Consider the following 16,214-nt stretch of genomic DNA (forward strand, 5'->3'; position numbering starts at 1 on the left):
TCCGGACCGCTTTTCGCAACGCACGATCCGAGCTGCCCGCCAGGACCGGTTCAGGTCCGAGCAATACCCTGAATTCTGGAGGATTTTCCTATGTCCGACGCCGTCAAGGTCGGCTTTGTCCCATTCGCAGCTCCCAGTCGCGGCATTCTGGTCGCGTTTTGCGACGAGCAATTGAAACTAGGGCCGGCGACGCAGAAGGCGCTGGGAGCCTCGGCCGAGACCGTAAAGCGGGCTGCCGCCGCCAACCGTTTCAAGGGCAAGAGCGGCGCGGCTTTGGACATTCTGGCGCCGGAGGGCAGCAAGGCCGAGCGTCTGATCGTGATCGGCATCGGCAAGGCGAGCGAGCTCAAGGAGAAGGATTTTCTCAAATTCGGCGGCGTCGCCGCGGGCAAGCTCGGCGCCGGCAGCGCGTCGATGACGGTTCTCGCCGAGTTGCCGGACGGAGCGATGGCGGCGGATCAGGCCGCGGCGATCGCGACTGGTCTGCGGCTGCGCGCCTACAAGTTCGATCGCTACAAGACCAAGAAGAAGGACGGCGAGGAGGGCGCCTCGCGGGCCGACGTGTCGTTCGCCGTCGCCGATGTCGCAGCCGCTAGGAAGGCATTTGCTCCGAACTCGTCCATCGTCGACGGCGTGAACCTCGCGCGTGAGCTCGTCAATGAGCCGCCGAACGTGCTCTACCCCGAGGAGTTTGCGCGCCGCGCCAGCCAGCTGCGCAAGCTCGGCGTCAATGTCGAGGTGCTCGACGTCAAGGCCATGACCAAGCTCGGCATGGGTGCGCTGCTCGGCGTCGCACAGGGCTCGGCGCGGCCAGGCCGCACCGTGATCATGCGCTGGAACGGCGGCAAGAAGGGCGATGCGCCGGTCGCCTTCATCGGCAAGGGCGTCTGCTTCGATACCGGCGGCATCTCCATCAAGTCGGCCGGCGGGATGGAGGATATGAAGGGCGACATGGGCGGCGCAGCCTGCGTGGTCGGCCTGATGCACGCGCTCGCGGCGCGCAAGGCCCGCGTCAACGCGGTCGGTGCGATCGGCCTAGTCGAGAACATGCCCGACGGCAACGCGCAGCGTCCCGGCGACATCGTCACCTCGATGTCCGGCCAGACCATCGAGATCATCAACACCGATGCCGAGGGACGCCTCGTGCTCGCCGACGTGCTCTGGTACGTCGCGAAGAAGTTCAAGCCGAAGTTCATGGTCGATCTCGCGACGCTGACCGGCGCCATCATGGTCGCGCTCGGCACCGATCACGCCGGCATGTTCTCCAACAATGACGAACTGGCCGAACGTCTTGCCAAGGTCGGGCTGGAGACCGGCGAGAAGGTCTGGCGCATGCCGCTCGGTCCCGAATACGACAAGCTGATCGACTCGCAATTCGCCGACATGAAGAATACCGGAGGACGGCATGGCGGCTCGATCACCGCGGCGCAGTTCCTGCAACGCTTCGTCGACGGCAGGCCGTGGGCGCATCTCGACATCGCCGGCACCGCGATGGGCGCGCCGAAGACCGACATCAATCAGAGCTGGGGTTCGGGCTATGGCGTGCGTCTGCTCGAGCGGCTGGTGTCGGAATATTATGAGAAGAAATAGGTCGGCTGCTCCCGCATGACCGAGGTTCTGTTCTACCATCTGCAGAACATGACGCTGGACAGCGTGCTGCCGCCGCTGCTCGAGAAGTCGCTCGAGCGCGGCTGGCGTGTGGTCGTGCAATCGACGTCGCTGGAACGCGCCGAGGCGCTCGATGCCCATTTGTGGACCTATAGCGACGATTCATTCCTGCCGCATGCGACCTGGCGCGTCGCCGACGCGGCGGACCAGCCGATCATCCTGTCGATCGAGGAGGGCAATCCGAACCGCGCCAACGTCCGCTTCCTGATCGACGACGCGCCCTTGCCGGCGGACTGCGACAGCTACGCGCGGATCGTGCTGGTGTTCAACGGCGACGACCCGGATGCGGTGGCGGGTGCGCGGGAAAGCTGGACCGCCTGCAAGGCACGCGGCTTCGAGGTCACCTATTGGCAGCCTGACGAGCGGGGGCGGTGGCAGCGACGCCAATAGCGATATCAAGCAATTAATGATAATTTGAGGTTTCTTGGGGCAAGCCACGGTCATGCCGCAAAGTGATGTTCGGACAAGCCCCTTGCGGAAAGGGGCAGGAGTTTTGTCGATCGTGCGGGACGCAACATTCAGTCGGAAGTCGCTGCTGGCGCTGCTCGTGCTCGCACCAAGCCTTGCCGCCTGCTCGAGCGCGTCCGACCTGCTGTCACGCGACGCCGACTGGTTCTCGCGTCCGGGCCGATTGTTCATTCGCAACATCTCGATCGAATCGCCGCCGCTGACGCCGGACAAGCCGGTCACGAACGATGACCTCGTTGCAGCCGACGGATCGTGTCCCGGCATGACGCCGCCGGCCGGTGCTGCGGGCGCCAACGCGCTGGCGGATGGCGCTGCCGCTGCGCCGCCACCGCAGCCTGTGGGCGGCAGTGTCGCGCTCGGCCACACCGAGTGCGACGTCGTGCGCGGCATCGGTGCTCCCGACAGCGTGAATCTGTCCAACGGCCCCGGCGGCGACCGCGTTGCGGTCGTCACCTGGTCGCGCGGCGCGCGCGCCGGCATCTACACTTTCACTGGGGGACGACTGTCATCGGTCGAGCGCGGACCGGATCCGGTGCCGGAGCCGAAGGCGGCGAAGCCGAAGAAGAAGAAATCCACGGCGGCCGCGCACGGCTAGTCCGGGTTATCCAAATCCCATCGCAATAGGGCAGAGCGCGCGTTGCCGCGCGCTAGTTCGCGGCCTCGTCCAGCTCCGTGCTGGCTTCCAGCCATTCTTCCTCGGCCCGCTGCAGCGCGGTTTCGGCGCCGGCGCGCGCCTTGGTCAGTTGCGCCGCCTGCTTGGGATCGCGCGTGAAGATGTCCGGCAGCGCCAGCGCGGTGTCGATCTTGACGATGATGCCGTTGATGCGCTCGATCTCGGCCTCGGCCTGCGCAATTCGCTGCCGGGGTGCAACGCGCTTCTCAGCCCGGTTGCGCTCGGGCTTCGCCGGCTCCTTGCTGCGCTCGCGCGATGCGGGCCTGGCGCCGTCATTGGCCGACAGGATCATGCGGCGGTATTCGTCGAGATCGCCGTCATACGCGGTCACGGTCTGGTTGGCGACGACCCACAGCCGATCGGCGCAGGCCTCGATCAGATAGCGATCGTGCGAGACCATCATCACCGCGCCCGGGAAGTCGTTGATGGCCTCCGCCAGCGCCGCGCGGCTGTCGATGTCGAGATGGTTGGTCGGCTCGTCGAGGATGATCATGTTGGGGCCGAAAAAGGTCGCGAGCCCGAGCAGCAGCCGGGCCTTTTCGCCGCCCGACAGGCTCTTCACCAGCGTGTCGCCGGCCTTGCCGGAGAAGCCGATCGCGCCGACGCGGCCGCGCACCTTGCTCTCGGGCGCGTCGGGCATCAGCTTGCGGATGTGATCATACGGCGAGCCATCGAGGTTGAGCTCGTCGACCTGATGCTGCGCGAAATAGCCGACCGACAATTTGTCCGCGCGCGTGATCCGTCCGGTGAACGGGGCGAGCTTGCCCGCCAGCAGCTTGACCAGCGTCGACTTGCCGTTGCCATTGGACCCGAGCAGGGCGATGCGGTCATCAGTATCGACGCGCAAGGTCACGCGATTGAGCACCGGCTTGCCCGGCTCGTAGCCGACCGAGACGTCGTCGACCGCGATGATCGGCGGCGACAGCAGCTTCTCGGGCGCCGGGAACGAGATCTCATGGACGTCCTGGGTCACCAGCGCGGTGATCGGCTTCATTCGCTCCAGCATCTTCACGCGTGACTGCGCCTGCCGCGCCTTCGAGGCCTTGGCCTTGAAGCGGTCGACGAACGCCTGCAGCCGCTTGCGCTCGTCGGCCTGGCGCTTGGCGTGCTTGGCGTCGAGCAGTTCGCGCGCGGAGCGCTGCTCCTCGAACGAGGAGTAGGTGCCCTTGTAGAGCGTCAGCCTGCCGCGATCGAGGTGCAGGATCTGGTCGACCGACGTGTCCAGCAGATCGCGATCGTGGCTGATCACGATCACGGTGCGCGGATAGTTGGCGAGGTGATTCTCTAGCCACAACGTGCCTTCGAGATCGAGATAGTTGGTCGGCTCGTCCAGCAGCAACAGATCGGGCGCCGAGAACAGCGTCGCCGCGAGCGCCACGCGCATGCGCCAGCCGCCGGAGAATTCGGCGCAGGCGCGCGCCTGGTCTGATGTCGAGAAGCCGAGGCCGGACAGAATCGCGGCGGCGCGCGCCGGCGCCGAATGGGCGTCGATGTCAACCAGCCGGGTCTGGATTTCGGCGATCCGATGCGGGTCCTGTGCGGTGTCGGCCTCGCGCAGCAGCGCGTCTCGCTCGAGATCGGCCTTCAGCACGACATTGATCAGGCTCTCCGGTCCGTCGGGTGCCTCTTGCGCCAGACTGCCGATTCGCCAGCGTGGCGGCAGCGTGATGCTGCCGCTCTCGACCGGCAACTCGCCGCGGATGGCATGAAACAGCGTCGACTTGCCGACGCCGTTGCGGCCGACGAATCCGACGCGCGCGCCCGGCGTAATCTGCACGGAACTGTGATCAATCAGCAGCCGTCCGGCGATCCGGATCGAGATGTCGGTGATGGAAAGCATGCAGCGTTGTCACCGGACCCGCTGCCAAACGCAACCCGTCTGTTGGAAAATCTGTTCCGGGGCCGCGCTCGCCGAAAATACAATTTCGGGCCGTTGCCGGCCCGATAATGGCTTTAATGCTGATCCTTTTCCCGTCGCCGCAACTCATCCATCAGGTGTTGCAGGCGGGACGAGAGCGCCGGCTCGGGGCGCATGTTCTGCTGTAGCCGTTCACCGACGGCATCGCAGATGTAACGGCAGGTCTTGTGATCGATCTGGTCGAGATCGCTGTCGGTTGGCGCGGGCATCATGGCACATTCTCTTCGCACAATTCTTGGCGAGTTCCACCTCGCGAGGTTTTCGAGCGGTATTGCCGTAACAAGTCGCGACCCCGATTTTGGTTTCCCGCCGCAAGGCCGTCATGCGCTCGCCTTGAGGAGTGGAGCCGGGCGGGCCGCGCAGGTTCCCGCCCCGTACGAAAAAGCCCCGGCGCAATGGGCCGGGGCTGTGCAAGTCAGGGTTGTAAGTCGGATCAATAGCAGCGGTTGACCACGCGCCAGCGGGGGCCCCACGGCGTCGGGACCACGCGGCGGACGTAGCAGCCGCCGTAGCCACCGAAATAGGCGGGACCGCCGATGATGACGCGCGGGCCGCCCCAGCCGTGATGCCAGCCGCCATGCCAACCTCCATGCCAGCCGCCCCAGGCGGAGGCGGAAGTCGGCGCCAGCGCGGCCGCACCGAGCGAAACCGCGGCAACTGCAGCAAGCGAGAGTTTGCGTAACATGATCGTCTCCTCGAAGTTGGGGCGCGCATCAGGCGGCCCGCGATGACATCGTTTCCCGAGACGTCCTGCTAGGGTTTGCCAGCACGGCGTCGGATCGGAGGAGAGCCTACGCGGCAGGAGCTGAACGGTGGCGGCACAGCGCCGTCAGAATGGGTTCACCTTCGTGAAATCGTCGTAATTTGGCCCGGACAGGGGCCGGGCCGGCGACCGCCGCCGGGCGCGTTTTTGGCGCGAAAATGCATCGAAACTAATGGCTAACGCGTCACAGGGTCGCTTGCCGTCACCCCATCGCGCCGATATAAGCCCCGGCAACTCCCAACCACCGTTTGCAAGGACGAAATCATGGCGATTGAACGCACCTTCTCGATCATCAAGCCCGATGCCACCGAGCGCAACCTGACCGGTGCCGTCAATGCGGTGATCGAGAAGGCGGGCTTGCGGATCGTCGCGCAGAAGCGCATCCGCATGACCCGCGGCCAAGCCGAAACCTTCTATGCGGTCCATAAGGCGCGTCCGTTCTTCGGCGAACTGGTCGACTTCATGACCTCGGGTCCGGTGGTGGTCCAGGTGCTGGAAGGCGAGGGCGCGATTCTGAAGTATCGCGACGTGATGGGCGCGACCGATCCGTCGAAGGCGGCCGAGGGCACCATCCGCAAGCTCTACGCCAAGTCGATCGGCGAGAACTCGGTGCATGGCTCGGACGCGCCGGAAACTGCCGTTGTCGAGATCGCGCAGTTCTTCGCCGGCAACGAGATCGTCGGCTAATTTATCTGGGGCGCGGCGGGATGACGCCGCCAGGGGCGGCCGCAAGGCCGAATAGGACTCGCTGTGGATTGGCTGTGGCAGATCTTTGATCCCGCGTACATCGGCGCGTTCTTTACCCAGTTCAAGGCGGAGATGGCGACGCCGACCTTCTGGGTCGCCGTCGGCAAGATCATCTGGATCAATGTCCTGCTGTCGGGCGACAACGCGCTCGTGATCGCGCTCGCCTGCCGCGGACTGGCGCCGCGCCAGCGGCTATGGGGCATGGTCTTCGGCGCCGCCGCCGCGGTGCTGCTGCGGGTGATCTTCACCGGCATCGTCGCCACTCTGATGGAGCTGCCGTACCTCAAGCTGATCGGCGGCCTCGCACTCATCGTGATCGCGGCCAAGCTGCTGGTGCCGGAGCAGGAGGACGAGGACAGCGTTGATGCCGCCTCGCATCTGTGGGCGGCAGTGCAGATCGTCGTCGTCGCCGACATCGTGATGAGCCTCGATAACGTGATCGCGGTGGCGGCCGCCGCCAACGGCAGCGTGCCGCTGCTGGTGCTCGGACTCGCGATCAGCGTTCCCTTGATCGTCGCGGGTGCGGCACTGATCATGGCGCTGCTCAACAAGCTGCCGATCCTGGTCTGGGCCGGTGCGGCGCTGCTCGGCTGGATCGCGGGCGATGTCATCGCCACCGATCCGGCGGTGCATCCGAGGCTCGATGCGCTGTTCGCCGGATCGCTCGGTGCCAGGCTCGATTCCCTGCTGGCCTCGGTCGGGCTGTCGCCGCAGTTCGGCCATGGCGGCAACGGCGGCGAGATTGTGCTCGCCGTGCTCGGCATCATCGTGGTGCTGATCACCGGATCGATCTGGCGCCGGCACGCGCTCAGGAAGGCGAAGCACGCCGCCGAAGCGGCGTGATTGATAGCGCTCGGCTCTAGCGCCGCACGATCGAGCCGGACCGTCCGACCAGCCGCGCCAGTTGCCTGAAGCGGCTGCCGACGCGGTCGGCGACCAGATCGACCATGCGATGCTCGAACACCAGCATCAGCTTGCGGCCCTGGGTGCGGAAATGCGTCGCCGGCAGCACGCCGGTGCGTGCCGCCGAGATCAAATGCGCGACGCGGAAGGCGGCGCCGAGCACGCGGGCGCGCTCGTCCCACGCCGGCGGAGCCAGTTCGCGGATCTGCAGCGGCGGCTCGTTTTCCTCGCTGAGGCCGGCATAGCGATAGAACACCGACAGCGCGACGAAGGCGCGGCCCTGATGCGTGATCGAGCCGAAATTGCCGTTCATGATCAGGCTGAGGGTTTCCTCGCCGCGATGATCCGGATGCACCCGCCAGCCGATGTCGGAGAGCAGGCAGGCGACATGGCGCAGCCGGCGGTCTTCCTCGGTCTCGCGCAGCCGTATCACCCGCGCCAGGCGGTCGGTCCAGGCGGTCAGCTCGCGGGCGTGACGGGCCGAGCGCGACAGCAATTCGTTGAGCTCCTGCGCGGCACAGAGCAGACCGTCCTTGGCGCGCTCTGTCGGCGGCAGCATCTCGTAGAGCAGGCCCTCGCGCACGCCGAAGGTCGAGAACACGATGGTCTTCGGCTGGGCGACCCGGATGATGTATTCGAGCACCAGCGCGGCATAGGTGAGCAGCGGCCGCCGCGCGTCGGCGACCGCCTCGATATTGGCCAGCATGTTGGTGGCCGCCAGCCGCCGCAGCCGCTGCGCGAAGTCGAGCGCGTCCGCCGCGGGGATCGAATAGCCGTGCATCACCTTGAGCGGATAGCCGCTCTGGATGATGTGGATGCGCGCCAGCGCACGCCAGGTGCCGCCGACGGCATAGAAGGTGCGGCCGCGGCCGGTCTTGAGTTGCGGCACGCCGAGCAGTTCGTTCTTGACGATGCGCTCGGCGCGCTTCAGCGATTTGTGCGAGAGGTCCTGCAGCGCGAGGCTGCCGAGCGGCAGCGTCACGCCGCTGCGCACGCGGTTGCCCTTCACGTCGATCAATTCGAGCGAGCCGCCGCCGAGGTCGCCGACAATGCCGTTGGGGTTGTGCACGCCGGAGACGACGCCGAGCGCGGACAGTTTTGCTTCACGCGGCCCGGAGAGGATTTCGATCTTGGCGCCGCAGATGCGCTCGGCCTGCGCGATGAAGTCGGGGCCGTTCTTGGCGTCGCGGCAGGCGGCGGTCGCGATCGCGAAGACGCGGCCGACCTGCTGGATCCTGCACAGCGCGCGAAAGCGGCGCAGCGCGGTGAGCGCCCGGTTGACCGCATCGGTGGCGAGCAGGCCGGTGCTCTGCACCTCGCGGCCGAGCCCGCACAGCGCCTTCTCGTTGAAGATGGTGACGAGGCTGCGCTCCATCGCCTCGTAGACCACGAGACGAACCGAGTTCGAGCCAATGTCGATGACAGCGACGCTGGAAGCGCGCTTCCGCGGCCGCTTCACCGGAGAGCTCCCTTATGACGATGGCTGCTGCCGCTCGTTGCGACGCGTGAGCCGGCGTGGCGAAGATTCCTTGAGCGACTTTCCACGGCCGGACAGACTCGGATTTGTCATGAAGTAATTGTGCAGGTTGAAGGGCTCTTCGCCCTTCGCGGCCTTCATACGCGTTGACGATCCATCGGGCAACAATTGCCAGCTCTGCTCGTTGTCCTTCAGGTTCGCGACCATGATCTGTTCGAGAACCTGCTGATGCACCGTGGGATTTTGCAGCGGACAGAGAACCTCGACGCGGCGGTCGAGGTTGCGCGGCATCATGTCGGCGGACGAGATATACACAGCCGCTTTGGTGCTCGGCAGGCCTTGGCCCATGCCGAAGCAGTAGATTCGGCCGTGCTCCAGGAACCGGCCGATCACCGATTTAACGCGGATGTTCTCCGACAGGCCGGGCAGGCCGGGCCGCAGGCAGCAGATGCCGCGCACCACGAGCTCGACCGAGACGCCGGCCTGCGAGGCCTCATACAGCGCGTCGATGATGTCGGGGTCGACCAGCGCGTTCATCTTCATCCAGATCGCACCGGGCCGGCCATGCTTGACGTGTCCGATCTCGTCGTGGATGTGCTCGATGATGCGCTTGCGCAGCGTCAGCGGCGACACGGCCATCTTCTCGATGTCGCTCGGCTCGGCATAGCCGGTGATGTAGTTGAACACGCGCGCGACGTCGCGACCGATGATCTGGTCCGAGGTGAAGTAGGAGAGGTCGGTGTAGATGCGCGCGGTGACCGGATGATAGTTGCCGGTGCCGGTGTGGATGTAGGTGGTGAGGTTGCCGCCCTCGCGGCGGACCACCATCGACAGCTTGGCGTGCGTCTTCAGCTCGATGAAGCCGTACACGACCTGGACGCCGGCGCGCTCGAGGTCGCGGGCCCAGCGGATATTGGCTTCCTCGTCGAAGCGCGCCTTCAGCTCGATCAGCGCCGTGACCGACTTGCCGGCCTCGGCGGCCTCGGCCAGTGTGCGCACGATCGGTGAATTGTTCGAGGTGCGGTAGAGCGTCTGCTTGATCGCAACGACGTCGGGATCGCGCGCCGCCTGTTGCAGGAACTGGACGACGACATCGAAGGATTCGTAGGGGTGATGGACCACGAGGTCCTTCTGGCGGATGGCGGCGAAGATGTCGCCGCCATGGTCGCGCACGCGCTCGGGATGGCGCGGCACATAGGGCGGGAATTCGAGGTCGGGACGATCGAGGCGGGTGAGCTGCGACAGCTCGTTCATCGCCAGCACGCCGTCGACCAGGAACACTTCGTCGTCGGCGGCCGACAGCGCGTGCTGCACGAACAGGCGCAGCTCCTCCGGCATCTTGGCCTCGATCTCGAGCCGGATCACCGACCCGCGGCGCCGCCGCTTGAGCGCGGTCTCGAACAGGCGGACGAGGTCTTCGGCCTCTTCCTCGATTTCCAGTTCGGAGTCCCTGATAATGCGGAACGCGCCCTGGCCCTTGACGGTATAGCCGGGGAACAGGCGTCCGATGAACAGGCCGGTGGCCTGCTCCAGCGTGATCAGCCGTGCCGGCGCGCCTTCCTTCGCGGCGGGGATGCGGATGAAGCGGTCGATCTTGCCGGGCATGCGGATCAGCGCGTTCATCGCCTTGCCGTCGGAGATCCGCGACAGCTGCAGCGCGACGGTGAAGCCGAGATTCGGGATGAACGGGAACGGATGCGCCGGGTCGATCGCGAGCGGCGTCAGCAGCGGGAAGATGCTGTGGAGGAAGTGATCCTCGATCCATGCGCGCTCGGACTTGGTCACATCGCGCCCGTCGACGAGCTGGATGCCGACCTCGGACAGGATCGTGCGCAGGTCGCTCCAGATCGCCTGCTGGTCGGAGGCGAGCTGCGACACCGTCTTGTTGATCATGACGAGCTGCTCGGCCGGCAGCAGGCCGTCGGGGCTGCGCTCGGTGATGCCCTCGCGGACCTGCGCCTTGATGCCGGCGACGCGGACCATGAAGAACTCGTCGAGGTTATTGGCCGATATCGACAGGAACCGGACCCGCTCCAGCACCGGATGGCCCTGATTGACCGATTCCTCGAGCACCCGGCGATTGAAATGCAGCCAGGACAGCTCGCGATTGATGAATCGCTCAGGGCTGGTCGCGATCGCGGGAACGGCGGAGGCTTCCGCCTCTTTGTCTTTGATTTCAGTAGCTTGTGCCGAGTCCATCAAGTGCTGGTCCAATTCGGGGAGGGCGGCCAAGGCGGTCTAGCCGAGGGGCGCACAAACCATGTGATATTGCGATGACGTTTCGATGACATTCAGGTTCCGACCGCTGCCGCGGTCAAGCCCGGTCACCGTCAGGCATCGCGCAACAGCTCGGCCGCCAGCGCCCGTGTCACCGGCCGCCCGAGCCGCAGCGCCTCGGTGTCTAGCAGCTCGACCGCCTGCCGGACTGCGGCATAGGAGCGCTCGATCCGGTTGCTCAGGTAGCTCACCAGCGGCTCGTCCACGCTCATCTGGCGGTCGGCGCAGAACTTGACGATCAGGCCGCGGAACAGCTGGTCGTCGGGCGGCAGCAGCGCCACGGTCGGCACCGCACGCAGCCGCGATCGCAGATCGCGCAGCTCGATCTCGAAGGCCGACGGCGCAAAGCGCGCGGTGATCAGCACGAAGGCATCGTCCTGGCGCGCGAGGTTGAGGAGGTGAAACATCGCGCGCTCGTCGAAATCCGACGGCCGCAAATCCTCGAGGACCAACGCGCCGGTCGCAAGCGCGGTCGGCACCGCCTCTGCCGTCAGCGCATGCGCCGCGGTTGAACGCGCGCCGGCGAGCTCGGCCCAGATCGCGGCGAGGTGGCTCTTGCCGGAGCCCTCGGGGCCGACCAGCAGCATGACGCGGTTCGGCCAGTCCGGCCAGCCGTCGATCAGCGCCAGCGCCGCCTCGTTGGCCGGTCCTTCGAGAAAATCGTCGCGGGTCAGCCTCTCCTCGTGCGGCAACGCCAGAGCCAATTGCCGAGGTTGAACGCCGCCTGTCACGCAAGTCTCCAAAACACTGTGTTCGAGCATGATCCCGATGCTCTAGCGGGCTTCGATCGTGCTCATGTGCCGCACCCACTCGACGAGATAGAGGGACACCGAAACCAAAGTAAAGATCGTGACGAGGCCGATCAGGATCAGATCGTAGGGATACGGTTGAAAGCCGAAGCCGAGCGAGGCCAGCACCAATGCCGCGAACCCGACCTGCGCCACCGTGTTCAGCTTCGACACCATCAACGGCTTCATCTCGACCGGCTTGTCGAACAACCATGACACAATCACGGCGGACACGATCATGATGTCGCGCGACACCACGAGAATGACGAGCCAGCGCGGCACCGCGCCCCAGATGCCGAGCGCGACATAGATCGACACCAAGAGCGCCTTGTCGGCGAGCGGATCGAGCAGGGCGCCGAGCTCGCTCGTCATGTTGAAGCGCTTGGCGAGGAAACCGTCGACCGCGTCCGAGACGCCGGCGACTACGAAGATCGCAAACGCGATCTCCATCTGACTCGACACAATGGCCCAGACGATCACCGGCACCAGGATGATGCGGCCAAGAGTGATGATATTCGGTATGCTCAAATTGGGTCGCTTCCCGGCTAGAAGCCTGATTTTACTCGATATCCGGCTCTTGTGGGCAGCGGCCGGATGTTATCTACATAGTATCGTGACACTGGCGCCGCGAGCCATTGCGCGGGGGCGGAATTCCTCGTAACCAGCCCCTGATCATCTGGAATTGGGCATGACCGAGCGCAAAAACGGGCTCACATACGCGGATTCGGGCGTCGATATCGACGCCGGCAACCGTCTGGTCGATCTGATCAAGCCGATGGTGCGGGCCACCGCGCGCCCGGGCGCGGACGCCGAGATCGGCGGCTTCGGCGGGCTGTTCGATCTCAAGGCGGCCGGCTTCAAGGATCCGGTGCTGGTCGCCGCGACCGATGGCGTCGGCACCAAGCTCAAGATCGCGATCGAGACCGGCATCCATGGCGGCATCGGCATCGACCTCGTCGCGATGTCGGTCAATGACCTCGTCGTGCAGGGCGCGGAACCGCTGTTCTTCCTCGACTATTTCGCCTGCGGCAAGCTCGATCCGCAGGCCACGGCTCAGATCGTCGCCGGCATTGCGGAAGGCTGCCGCGAATCCGGCTGTGCGCTGATCGGCGGCGAGACCGCCGAGATGCCCGGCCTTTACAAGGACGGCGACTACGACCTCGGCGGCTTCGCCGTCGGCGCCGCCGAGCGCGGCACGTTGCTGCCGAGCGGCGATATCGCCGTGGGCGACGCCGTGATCGGGCTCGCGTCCTCCGGCGTGCACTCCAACGGCTACTCGCTGGTGCGCAAGATCGTCGAGCAGTCCGGCCTCGGCTACGACGCGCCGGCGCCGTTCGCGCCGGTCATGACGCTCGGCGCGGCGCTGCTGACGCCGACCCGGCTCTATGTGAAATCCTGTCTGCGCGCGATCCGCGAGACCGGCGCAGTCAAGGGGCTTGCCCACATCACCGGCGGCGGCTTCACCGACAACATTCCGCGCGTACTGCCGAAGCATCTTGGCGTCGGCATCGACCTGCCGCGCCTGCCGGTGCTCCCGGTGTTCAAATGGCTGGCGGCGGAGGGCGGCATCGCCGAGCTCGAGCTGCTGCGCACCTTCAACTGCGGCATCGGCATGATCGCGATCGTCAAGCCGGATGCCGTCGAGCAGGTCATCGGGGTGTTCACCGAGGCCGGCGAGACCGCGACGCTGCTCGGCGAGGTGATCGAGGCAAGCGGCGAGCATCGTGTGGTCTATGACGGTCATCTCGATCTCTCCCGATGAAGCGCCGCGTCGCCATCCTGATCTCCGGCCGCGGCTCCAACATGGCCGCGCTGATCGAGGCCGCGAAGGCCGAGGACTTTCCCGCCGAGATCGTCGTCGTGATCTCGAACCGCGCCAGTGCCCCCGGGCTGGAGCGGGCGGCCGCGAGCGGCATCCCGACCGTCGTCATCGAGAGCAAGCCGTTCGGCAAGGATCGCGCCGGCTTCGAGGCCGTGCTGACGCGGGCGCTCGACGAGAAGCAAGTCGAGCTGATCTGCCTCGGCGGTTTCATGCGGCTGTTCACCGCCGAGTTCGCCAGGCGCTGGCACGGACGGATGCTCAACATCCATCCCTCGCTGCTGCCGTGTTTCCCCGGCCTCGATCCGCATGGCCAGGCGCTGCGCGCGGGGGTCAAGCTGTCCGGTGCGACGGTGCATTTCGTGATCCCCGAGACCGATGCCGGACCGATCGTGATGCAGGGCGCGGTGACCGTGGCCGACGACGACACGCCCGAAACGCTCGCCGCGCGCGTGATCACCATCGAGCACCGCATCTATCCGGAGGCGCTGCGGCTGCTCGCGAGCGGCCGGCTCAAGCTCGAAGGCGACGTCTGCAAAACGCTCGGGAGCGCCGCGACGGACGGCACGCTGATCGCGCCGGTACCTTGAGCTGGACTTGAGGAAATCCCCCGGGGTGATGCGGCCGGGGGAGGCGTCATCATGGCTGGCGCTGATCGCACCGGCGTTCAGTTCACCTTGAGATTTTCCGCCGAAGTCTTGCCGCGGCTCTCCACCAGTTCGTACTCGACCGTCTGGTTTTCATTCAGCGTGGTGAGTCCAGCGCGCTCGACCGCCGAGATGTGGACGAACACGTCCTTGTCTCCGACCGCCGGCTTGATGAACCCGTAACCCTTGGTGGCGTTGAACCACTTGACGGTACCCTTCGGCATCGTCTCCCTCCCAGTCTCGACATAAAAAAGACGCGGCCACGTTTTGCACGTGCCACGCCACAAACCGGCCTACGGGTGTCTGTTCAGTGGTCGAATCTTCAGGCTCGCAGTCTTCAAGTCCGACGTCTTCAAGTCCGAGGTCTTCACGTTCGCAGTCTTGCCGCAATCCGATTGCGACGAGATTGCAACATGAAAATTGCGGGTTCGCAAGCCTGCGGCGTGCCGCGGATGCTTCACGGGATGCAACCGCAGAGCACGGTTGCCGGAGGAGTGCTCGGCCACTGGCCGACACGGGGCTAGCTCCGGTCGACCCGCACCACGCGGCCCTTGTCGATCGCAAGCGCGAGCTGGCCGTGCTTCAGCTTGAGCGCGGCCTCGCCGAACAATTCGCGCCGCCAGCCGTGCAAGGCGGCGACATCGGCGTGGTCGCTGGTCGCGATCTGCTCGAGATCGTCGACGGTCGCGATCACCTTGCTGGCGACGCCGTGGCGTTCCGAGGTCATGCGCAGCAGCACCTTGAGCAGCTCGACGGTCGCAGCGCCATTGGAATTGTTGCGCGGCTTCTCCAGCTTCGGCAGCGAGGCCTGGTCGCGCGCCAGCCCGCGCTGCACGGCGGCGATGATGTCGGTGCCCCATTTGGAGCGCTCGAACCCCTTCGGCAGCGAGCGCAGGTTGCCGAGCTTCTCGATCGAGGTCGGGGCGTGGGTCGCGATGTCGCCGACCGCATCGTCCTTGAGGACGCGCGAGCGCGGCACGTCGCGGCTCTGCGCCTCCTGCTCGCGCCAGGCCGCGACCTCGATCAGCACCGCGAGCTCGCGCGGCTTGCGCACGCGGGTCTTGAGCCGCTCCCAGGCGCGTTCGGGGTGGAAATCATAGGTCTTCGGCGAGGTCAGGACCTCCATCTCCTCGCTGACCCAGTCGCTGCGGCCGCGCTTCTTCAGATCGGCGTCGAGCGCGGCGAACACCTCGCGCAGATGGGTGACGTCGGAGACGGCGTAATGGATCTGCTCCTGGCTGAGCGGCCGGCGCGACCAGTCGGTGAAGCGGTGGGTCTTGTCGGGCCGGTGGCCGGTGACGCGGTCGACCAGCGCGTCGTAGGCGATGCTGTCGCCGTAGCCGAGCACCATGGCGGCGACCTGGGTGTCGAAGATCGGATGCGGAATGGTGCCGGAAAGATGCCAGACGATTTCGATGTCCTGCCGCGCGGCGTGAAACACCTTCAGCACCGCTTCGTCAGACATCAGCTCGAAGAACGGCTTGAGGTCGATGCCGGGCGCCAGTGCGTCGACCACGATGGCCTCGTCTGCGCTCGCCATCTGCACAACGCAGAGCAGTGGGTAGTAGGTCGTCTCCCGCAGGAACTCGGTATCGACGGTGATGACCTTGTGCTTGGCAAGCCGTGCGCAGGCGGCGGCGAGTTCGGAGGTAGTGGTAATCAGATCCATGAAGTGTCCATGACGCTCAACACACGCGTTCTGCCGAAAGGGCAGCTATGTCAAGGGTCTTGCTGGGATTTTGGCCCTGCGCCGGGCGAGGGGCAGGGGATTTTAAGGGGATTCGAGGGTGATTTGCGGGGATTTGGGCCTCATAAGTCTCGACATGAGTGGTATCGTCGAAAGCCAGGGCCCATAAACAACAGGGTCTCGTTGTAAACGGCATCGTGGCGCCCACCGGCGCGTAACAAGAGGCAGTTGGGGTAATGGGTCCCGGCCTTCGCCGGGACGACAGCGAGTTTGTTGTGCCGCTGGTGAGTCATACTTCCGCGCTCTCGCGACATGATTTGCCCGAGCTTTGCATTTCGTTTCGCCCTTCTTCGAACGGAGGGCGCAGGGAAAGCCGGGT

The 16,214-nt window shown here is 65.7% G+C and carries 16 protein-coding genes; 7 read left to right on the top strand and 9 right to left on the bottom strand.

Features of this window, described 5'->3' with window-relative positions; all coding sequences use genetic code 11:
* Positions 1–90: 90 nt before the first annotated feature.
* From J6500_RS18045 to J6500_RS18055, 3 genes are all read left to right on the top strand, one after another.
* Positions 91–1,590 (top strand): leucyl aminopeptidase, encoded by a 1,500-nt coding sequence (locus J6500_RS18045; RefSeq protein WP_225714033.1) that lies wholly within the window; start codon positions 91–93, stop codon positions 1,588–1,590.
* A 15-nt stretch (positions 1,591–1,605) separates the two neighbouring features.
* A complete protein-coding gene (locus J6500_RS18050) occupies positions 1,606–2,058 on the top strand; it encodes a DNA polymerase III subunit chi (RefSeq protein WP_225714034.1) in 453 nt (150 codons plus the stop codon).
* 103 nt (positions 2,059–2,161) lie between these two features.
* On the top strand, positions 2,162–2,731 hold the full coding sequence (locus tag J6500_RS18055; protein ID WP_249781537.1) for a hypothetical protein: 570 nt from the start codon (positions 2,162–2,164) through the stop codon (positions 2,729–2,731).
* Positions 2,732–2,783: 52 nt separating this feature from the next.
* On the opposite strand, the gene J6500_RS18060 is transcribed toward J6500_RS18055, so the two are convergent.
* The 3 genes from J6500_RS18060 to J6500_RS18070 form a co-directional block, all read right to left on the bottom strand.
* Positions 2,784–4,649: an ABC-F family ATP-binding cassette domain-containing protein gene (locus J6500_RS18060; RefSeq protein WP_225714035.1), complete on the bottom strand. Its 1,866-nt coding sequence runs from the start codon at positions 4,647–4,649 to the stop codon at positions 2,784–2,786.
* A gap of 113 nt (positions 4,650–4,762) precedes the next feature.
* Entirely contained in the window at positions 4,763–4,939 is a 177-nt protein-coding gene (locus J6500_RS18065) for a hypothetical protein (protein ID WP_225714051.1), read from the bottom strand.
* Between the two features lie 221 nt (positions 4,940–5,160).
* On the bottom strand, positions 5,161–5,412 hold the full coding sequence (locus tag J6500_RS18070) for a sulfur globule protein precursor (protein WP_225714036.1): 252 nt from the start codon (positions 5,410–5,412) through the stop codon (positions 5,161–5,163).
* A 342-nt stretch (positions 5,413–5,754) separates the two neighbouring features.
* Here J6500_RS18070 and ndk point away from each other — a divergent pair, with 342 nt between their 5' ends.
* Together ndk and J6500_RS18080 are read left to right on the top strand one after the other, a co-directional pair.
* Positions 5,755–6,177, top strand: a complete 423-nt coding sequence (gene ndk, locus J6500_RS18075; protein WP_139482959.1) for a nucleoside-diphosphate kinase — start codon at positions 5,755–5,757, stop codon at positions 6,175–6,177.
* A gap of 63 nt (positions 6,178–6,240) precedes the next feature.
* The gene (locus J6500_RS18080) at positions 6,241–7,080 is read left to right on the top strand and encodes a TerC family protein (protein ID WP_225714037.1); all 840 of its coding nucleotides are present in this window, start codon (positions 6,241–6,243) and stop codon (positions 7,078–7,080) included.
* Positions 7,081–7,096: 16 nt separating this feature from the next.
* On the opposite strand, the gene ppx is transcribed toward J6500_RS18080, so the two are convergent.
* The 4 genes from ppx to J6500_RS18100 all read right to left on the bottom strand — a co-directional run bounded on the left by ppx (position 7,097) and on the right by J6500_RS18100 (position 12,210).
* A complete protein-coding gene (gene ppx / locus J6500_RS18085) occupies positions 7,097–8,599 on the bottom strand; it encodes an exopolyphosphatase (protein ID WP_225714038.1) in 1,503 nt (500 codons plus the stop codon).
* A 12-nt stretch (positions 8,600–8,611) separates the two neighbouring features.
* Entirely contained in the window at positions 8,612–10,816 is a 2,205-nt protein-coding gene (locus tag J6500_RS18090) for an RNA degradosome polyphosphate kinase (RefSeq protein WP_225714039.1), read from the bottom strand.
* Between the two features lie 131 nt (positions 10,817–10,947).
* A complete protein-coding gene (locus J6500_RS18095) occupies positions 10,948–11,625 on the bottom strand; it encodes a P-loop NTPase family protein (protein WP_225714040.1) in 678 nt (225 codons plus the stop codon).
* Positions 11,626–11,667: 42 nt separating this feature from the next.
* Entirely contained in the window at positions 11,668–12,210 is a 543-nt protein-coding gene (locus J6500_RS18100; RefSeq protein ID WP_225714041.1) for a CDP-alcohol phosphatidyltransferase family protein, read from the bottom strand.
* 160 nt (positions 12,211–12,370) lie between these two features.
* On the opposite strand from J6500_RS18100, the gene purM reads away from it, so the two are divergent.
* On the top strand, positions 12,371–13,444 hold the full coding sequence (purM, locus tag J6500_RS18105) for a phosphoribosylformylglycinamidine cyclo-ligase (protein ID WP_225714042.1): 1,074 nt from the start codon (positions 12,371–12,373) through the stop codon (positions 13,442–13,444).
* Complete coding sequence (gene purN / locus J6500_RS18110) at positions 13,441–14,091, top strand: phosphoribosylglycinamide formyltransferase (RefSeq protein WP_225714043.1); 651 nt, start codon at positions 13,441–13,443, stop codon at positions 14,089–14,091. The genes purM and purN overlap by 4 nt, the downstream gene beginning before the upstream one ends.
* Before the next feature lie 77 nt (positions 14,092–14,168).
* On the opposite strand, the gene J6500_RS18115 is transcribed toward purN, so the two are convergent.
* Both J6500_RS18115 and rnd read right to left on the bottom strand, forming a co-directional pair.
* Positions 14,169–14,372, bottom strand: coding sequence for a cold-shock protein (locus tag J6500_RS18115; protein ID WP_225714044.1), 204 nt, complete (start codon positions 14,370–14,372; stop codon positions 14,169–14,171).
* A 296-nt stretch (positions 14,373–14,668) separates the two neighbouring features.
* Positions 14,669–15,817 (bottom strand): ribonuclease D, encoded by a 1,149-nt coding sequence (rnd, locus tag J6500_RS18120; protein WP_225714045.1) that lies wholly within the window; start codon positions 15,815–15,817, stop codon positions 14,669–14,671.
* Positions 15,818–16,214: the final 397 nt, after the last annotated feature.

This window comes from Bradyrhizobium semiaridum, assembly GCF_020329505.1.
Lineage (GTDB): Bacteria > Pseudomonadota > Alphaproteobacteria > Rhizobiales > Xanthobacteraceae > Bradyrhizobium > Bradyrhizobium semiaridum.